Here is a 2441-nt window from a genome sequence, read left to right on the forward strand (position 1 = left end):
GAGGAAAGGAGTGCTATTATGGCTAAAGGAAATATGACGATAAGAATGGAGCCGGAGCTGAAAGCACAGGCGGCAGCTCTCTTTAAGTCCCTCGGAATGGATTTGAGTACGGCAACGGGTATTTTTTATCGACAGGCACTTAGGTGTCATGGACTTCCCTTTGAAGTCAAGGTTGACGAGCCGAATGCTGTTACCTATGCGGCGATGGAGGCGGCAGAAAAGGGAGAGGATATGTATGGTCCGTTTGATAGCGTTGCAGATCTGATGGAGGCGCTGAATGCTTAAGCCGGAGTTTTCGGGGCAGTTCAAACGAGATTACAAGCTTGCGATCAAGAGAGGCTGCGATCCGAAGAAGTTGGAGGAAGTGATCACGCTGTTGTGTAACGAGCAGCCGTTGCCGGAGGCGTATCGAGATCATGCTCTCACTAATTCCAGAAATTATAAGGACATGAGAGAATGTCACATCGAGCCGGACTGGCTGTTGGTCTATAAAGTTGTTCGGCAGACTTTGATTTTGAAATTGATAAGGACGGGATCTCATAGCGATTTGTTTTGAGATTAACTCCGGATGAAAGAGTGGTGATGATATTTGGCGGGTGTAATAACGGAAATTGCAATAGAATGTGGCGTGTCGGAACAGGCAGTTCGTGCATGGTGTAGGCGAAACCATGTTGCGAAAGATGCGAAAGGAAGTTTCGCAATCAGCGAAAGTCAAAAAACCGCCATATATCAGCATTATTTAGGTGTTGAACGAAAGCAAGTTTCGCAACAGGCGAAAGCAAGTTGCGAAACTTGCGAAACCACTTTGATCGCTATGCTGCAGGGAGAATTAGACCGGAAAAGCGAGCAACTTGCTGTAAAGGACAAGCAGATCGAGGAACTGAACGCAAGGTTGGCGGAGGTCAGCTCGGCGTTGGTGACGGCACAGCAGACTGCGGCAGCGGCCCAGGCTCTCCATGCTGGGACAATGCATCAGCAGCTTCTTTCCGGCAAGTCCGGAGCCGATCAGCCGGAGCGTGAGACAGAACCGGTTCAAAAGCGTAGCTGGTTTAGTAGGTTCTTTGGGGACTAAACAGAACGACAAATCGGGAATTGATACTGTATTAAAAGATTTTCCTCTTTTCTGCCCTAAATGCAAATTGACGCATATCATTGATGTAGAAAAATTAGAGATTGTAATCAAAAATACAGAAAAACAAACTTTTATTATTTAGAAGAAAGGATATAAAAATGAAACGTTTACCTAAATATACGCCTGCGGAAGTACGGAATGATCCATACGGATTTACTTACAAAGAAATGTCGGAAGTTATTGGCGAGAATGAAGCAAAAGCCTTATATGAAGAATTATATAAGCAATTACCACGCAAAAAAAATCTATCAATGTTGGTAAAAAATATTTGCAAAAGCAGTGATACTGAAAAGTATGTTTACGAACTGAAAGACAACAAATACATTGAAACGGTTTTTATCAAGCGGCGAGATGGTGGAACTGTTTGCGTGAGCACACAAGTCGGTTGTCCTGTTGGTTGTATTTTTTGTGAGTCCGGGCGAAATGGCTTTGTTCGTAATCTAACATCGTCAGAAATCGTACAACAGATTATATTGTTGCGTCGAAAAGTAAACCGTATCGTTTTTATGGGTATGGGAGAGCCTTTATTCAATTATGACAACTTGATAAAAGCAATCCATATTCTCCGAGATAGATATGGGCTCAACTTTCCAACCGACGGCATTACCATATCAACAGTTGGTCCGGTCGATCAATTAAAAAAATTGCGCGAGGAACATCTTAAAATTCAGTTGACAATATCTTTACACGCAGCAACACAATCTGCAAGAAATCGTATTATTCCTCACATGCGCATATATGCTATTGAAGATGTTGTTAAGCAAGCCTTATCCTATTCTGAAAGGCATAATCGCAAAATTGTCTTTGCGTATTTGCTTTTACCGGGTATAAATGACCGGCCCTCAGATGTAAGACAACTTGCAAAATGGTTTCGGGGCAAAAAAGTTATGATTAACGTGTTACAATACAACCCAACAAGCAATTCAAGAATTAAAGCACCACAGAAACGGGAAATAGTTGCATTCAAACATCAATTAGAGCAAGCAGGACTTGAAGTTACTATGAGAGTTTCTCATGGCAGAGAGATTAACGCGGCTTGTGGACAGTTAGCTAACACATATAATAAATTCAAAAAAAAATGATTAAAAGTGCCAGACGCATAGACGCAGAGCCGATAACGCATTAGGTCAAAAAACCTATGTGTTATCGGCTTTTTTATGACCAATTCCAGTTTATCGGTGGGATGAAGGTCGGGGAGCCGTCCGCAGACGGCAGGGGCAGCGCCCCTCCGGAGCTGGCAGAGCAGCAGGCACGAGCCGGCAGTGAAGCAGCTCCGGCAACCCCTCCCCTTTAGGGGCGCAAAGCACTT

At 43.7% G+C, this 2441-nt stretch carries 5 protein-coding genes; all 5 read left to right on the top strand.

From position 1 onward, the window contains the following. Positions 1–18: 18 nt before the first annotated feature. From JKK62_RS00005 to rlmN, 5 genes are read left to right on the top strand one after another with little or no spacing between them, the layout of a single operon-like run. A complete protein-coding gene (locus tag JKK62_RS00005) occupies positions 19–285 on the top strand; it encodes a type II toxin-antitoxin system RelB/DinJ family antitoxin (protein WP_033119556.1) in 267 nt (88 codons plus the stop codon). After that, positions 278–556: a type II toxin-antitoxin system YafQ family toxin gene (locus tag JKK62_RS00010; protein ID WP_021632616.1), complete on the top strand. Its 279-nt coding sequence runs from the start codon at positions 278–280 to the stop codon at positions 554–556. Before JKK62_RS00005 ends, JKK62_RS00010 begins: the two co-directional genes overlap by 8 nt. Positions 557–589: 33 nt before the next feature. After that, on the top strand, positions 590–1072 hold the full coding sequence (locus tag JKK62_RS00015) for a hypothetical protein (RefSeq protein ID WP_076917214.1): 483 nt from the start codon (positions 590–592) through the stop codon (positions 1070–1072). After that, positions 957–1214, top strand: a complete 258-nt coding sequence (locus JKK62_RS18045) for a cysteine-rich KTR domain-containing protein (RefSeq protein ID WP_256435368.1) — start codon at positions 957–959, stop codon at positions 1212–1214. Before JKK62_RS00015 ends, JKK62_RS18045 begins: the two co-directional genes overlap by 116 nt. Positions 1215–1230: 16 nt before the next feature. Beyond that, positions 1231–2214 carry a 23S rRNA (adenine(2503)-C(2))-methyltransferase RlmN gene (rlmN, locus tag JKK62_RS00025; protein WP_002584956.1) on the top strand — a complete coding sequence of 328 codons (984 nt, stop codon included), beginning with the start codon at positions 1231–1233 and terminating at the stop codon, positions 2212–2214. Positions 2215–2441 lie beyond the last annotated feature (227 nt).

The sequence above is a fragment of the Ruminococcus difficilis genome (assembly GCF_016680995.1).

Excerpts from the sequence above, each read along its gene's own strand:
- JKK62_RS18045 (WP_256435368.1), top strand. The coding sequence starts at position 957 with ATGCTGGGACAATGCATCAGCAGCTTCTTTCCGGCAAGTCCGGAGCCG.
- JKK62_RS00010 (WP_021632616.1), top strand. The coding sequence starts at position 278 with ATGCTTAAGCCGGAGTTTTCGGGGCAGTTCAAACGAGATTACAAGCTT.
- rlmN (WP_002584956.1), top strand. The coding sequence starts at position 1,231 with ATGAAACGTTTACCTAAATATACGCCTGCGGAAGTACGGAATGATCCA.
- JKK62_RS00005 (WP_033119556.1), top strand. The coding sequence starts at position 19 with ATGGCTAAAGGAAATATGACGATAAGAATGGAGCCGGAGCTGAAAGCA.